Below are 3,279 nucleotides of genomic sequence, written 5' to 3'. Positions count from 1 at the left end.
CATGCGACCGGTCCGCTCGCGACGATCGGCCCAGCCGGCCCGGTCACGGCAGCCGGCCCGGTCGCCGACGAGCCCGCGACCGCCCGCGCGCTGGCCGGCCATCTCCGACGGGCACTGGACGTGGGCCTCCTCGACGACGCCGACCTGGCCGCAACCGGCCTGACCCGCGAAACGGTCGCCGCTGCCGCCCTGCCCCCACCCGGAACCCACCGACCATCTGGATGAACGCATCCGGTCACGAACATCCGATCACATCGTCCGCCCCGCGCTCTGCCCGCACACGCGGTGCTCGGCTCGTAGTGCTCGTTTATGCCCAAGTTGTTAACTACTCTTAGTAGTCAAACAACTCTGACACAGAACGCCTCAGGTGCCGCGGTAGGCGGAGAAGCCGTAGGGGGACAGCAGCAGGGGGACGTGGTGGTGCTGCCCGGGGTCGGTCACGACGAAGGTGATGACGACCTCCGGGAAGAACGCCGAACGGGACGTGGTGTCGAACACCAGGCGCCACGCCCCCGGCCCCTCAACCGGCAGGTCCCGCACCCGTCCATCACTGCCGGTCACAGCGGACGTCACCAGCCGCCAGCCGCGGACGTCGCCGCCGAAGCCCACGATTATTCGTTCGAGCTGGACCGGGATGCCTTCGGCCGGCTCCCCGGTGGCGATGTCGAGCACATGCGTGGAAACAGTCACTCCCGCATCATGCTCCTCTCACCGTCAGCGACCATGATCATCCGCACGCGATACCGGTGGGTGGCGCGGCCGGCCCGGGCCGGCGCCCGGGCCGGCGGTCACGGGCGGCCTGTCACGAGCCGCTGGTCACGGGCGGCCTGTCACGAGCCGCTGGTCACGAGCCGCTGATCAGCCGTCGCAGCCGGAGTCCGGTGATCTCGGCCTGCTGGCCGGCCGCGACCCGCAGCTCGGTGGCCTGGTCGTTGCCCAGCCGCTCCCGCAGCAGCCCCAGCATCTCCTCGGCGCTGCGGCCGGCGGCACGTACCAGGAAGACGTAGCCGAACCGGTCCTCGTACTCCTGGTTGCCGGCGACCAGCGCCGCCTTGAGGTCCAGGCTCGCGTTGTCCAGGGCGGCCTGCTCCCGGCGCGGGGCGTCCATCCCGGCCAGGGTGGCCCGGGTGGACGTGGTCGGCGCGGGCAGCGGGGCGCCGCGTTCCCCGATGCGGGGATGCGCGGTGAACGCCTCCAGCCAGTCCGCCTCGGTGAGCTGCCACCACTGCTCACGGGCCGCGTCGAGCAACGCGGTCAGCGTCGGGTACGGCCGGCCGTCGCCGACCACGGCGGCCCAGTCCTCCGAACCGCAGCAGCCCAGCAGCTCGGCGTGGGCCGCCCCCGGGGACAGCGCGTTGAACCAGCGCATCGCCAGCTGCTGGCGCCCGGTCTGGGTCGGCGTGCCGATGAGCCGCAGCCGGGCCAGCCCGCCGTCGGGGAACGCCTCCAGCCGCACGTGGGTGGCCTCCACCGGGACCTCCAGGTCGAACAGGTGCCGGGTGTTGGGCTGCACCCGTACCTGCGGCAGCAGCGGGTACCAGCGGGTGATCTTCTCGAGCGACGAGACCTCGTCGTTGCCGAACAGCTCGGGGGCGGACGCCGCCCACAGGGCCACCGCCCGGGGCGCGTTGCCGTGGAAGTGCCGGGTGTCGACCTCCGCCCTGATCACCTCGCCGGCGGTGACCAGCCGCACCACGGCCCACTCGTGGCCCACGCCGCGGCGGCGGCGGGTCTCCCAGCCCTCCCCCATCACCCGGGCCTCGCCGGAGGCGTTGAGGTTGTGCCGGTCGCCGTAGTGCATGTCGCTGCACGCGATGACCACCCCGCCGAGATAGGCCGCGGCCAGGTCGGAGGTGACGCGGTCGAGCAGCCTCGGGTCGGGGATCACCGTGCCGTGTACGCGCAGCCTGGCCACCCCGCCGTCCGGGTGGATGGTCAGCCGCAGGTGCGTGACGCGGGTGTGCCCGGCCCGCACCACCGGCAGGACGTTGACCGCGTCGGCCTGGACCGGCGTCCGGGGCACCAGGGCGACCCAGTTGACCGACGCCTCGGCGACCTCGGGGGCGGACGGGTAGCCACCGAGGGTGGCGCCGTGGATCTCCACCGACTCCGGGGCGTTCCCGGTGAAGTGGGAGGTGTCGACGGTCACCGCGCGCACCACGCCGGGCGCGCCGAGCCGGATGATCGCCCAGTCCGAGCCGTACAGGTCGCGGCGGCGGCGGGTCTCCCAGCCGTCCGTCCACGCGCCCCGCTCGGTGAACACCCCTGGCCGGGCGATCGGTGGCTCGGGCAGCAGCATCCGTTCGGCGAGCGCGAAGAACTCGTCGTTGACGGCCACCACCGACCCGCCGAACCGGGCCGCGGCAAGGTCGACAAGATTCGTCAGATCGGGAGCGTCGCTCACGGATCCTCTTCTCTACAGATCTTCTCCGGTGGACGCCCGTGACCGTGCGGGACGGGCGTCCACCGCTGGGAACTCGGATGTTCAGACGGAACTCGAACGCGGCCGCGCTGGAACCGGGCGCGCTGGAACCCGGCGCGCTGGCGCCGGATGGCCTGACAGCCAGCTCCCCCGCCGGATGCCGGGGTCATCGCGACAGCAGCCTGCCGTGCGGCGGCCGGTCGCCGTCGGCCCGCCTGCCGCGCAGGTAGGTGGCCCGCACGACGCCGTCCAGCGGCCGGCCCGCGTAGGGGGTCAGCGGATGGCGGTGGGCGAGCCGGGCCGGGTCGACGACGAAGGACCCCTCGGGATCGATCACGACGAGGTCGGCGTCCACCCCGGGGCTGATCCGCCCCTTGTGCGCCAGCCCGACCAGGTCGGCCGGGCCGGTGCACATCCAGCGGGCCACGTCGGCCAGGCCGTGGCCGCGGCGGCGGGCCTGCGTCCACACGGCGGCCAGGCCGAGCTGCACCGAGGCGATCCCGCCCCACGCCTGCCCGAAGTCGCCCGACTCGACGGCTCTGAGCTCCGGTGCGGACGGAGAGTGATCGGTCACCACCGCGGTGAACAGGCCCGCGGTGAGCCCCTGCCACAGCCGCTCCCGGTTGTCCTCCCCCCGGATCGGAGGTGCGCACTTGTACACAGTCGCACCATCGGGAACCTCCTCGGCGGTGAATGTCAGATAGTGCGGGCAGGTCTCGGCGGTCAGCGCGACTCCGGCGTCGCGGGCGGCCAGCACGTCGTCCAGCGCCGCCGCCGCGGACAGGTGCAGGACGTGCAGGCGGGCGCCGGTGGCCGCGGACAGCGCGGCGAGCCCGGCGACCGCCTCGGTCTCGGCC

At 73.4% G+C, this 3,279-nt stretch carries 4 protein-coding genes; 1 reads left to right on the top strand and 3 read right to left on the bottom strand.

Features of this window, described 5'->3' with window-relative positions; translation table 11 throughout:
* The coding region (locus NBX02_RS05805) for a DUF6986 family protein (RefSeq protein WP_445548287.1) at positions 1–225 on the top strand (225 nt) is incomplete at its 5' end.
* Between the two features lie 138 nt (positions 226–363).
* On the opposite strand, the gene uraH is transcribed toward NBX02_RS05805, so the two are convergent.
* The 3 genes from uraH to NBX02_RS05790 all read right to left on the bottom strand — a co-directional run.
* The gene (gene uraH, locus NBX02_RS05800; protein ID WP_250290324.1) at positions 364–690 is read right to left on the bottom strand and encodes a hydroxyisourate hydrolase; all 327 of its coding nucleotides are present in this window, start codon (positions 688–690) and stop codon (positions 364–366) included.
* A gap of 154 nt (positions 691–844) precedes the next feature.
* A complete protein-coding gene (locus tag NBX02_RS05795) occupies positions 845–2,404 on the bottom strand; it encodes an allantoicase (protein ID WP_250290322.1) in 1,560 nt (519 codons plus the stop codon).
* 184 nt (positions 2,405–2,588) lie between these two features.
* Positions 2,589–3,279: amidohydrolase family protein (locus NBX02_RS05790; protein ID WP_250290321.1), on the bottom strand; the 691-nt coding region annotated here is incomplete at its 5' end.

The organism is Protofrankia sp. CiP1_Cm_nod1 (genome assembly GCF_920888515.1).
In the GTDB taxonomy this organism is placed as follows: domain Bacteria; phylum Actinomycetota; class Actinomycetes; order Frankiales; family Frankiaceae; genus Protofrankia.
The sequence above is the reverse complement of the archived record's forward strand: the minus strand, read 5'-3'. Positions and strand labels throughout refer to the sequence as shown.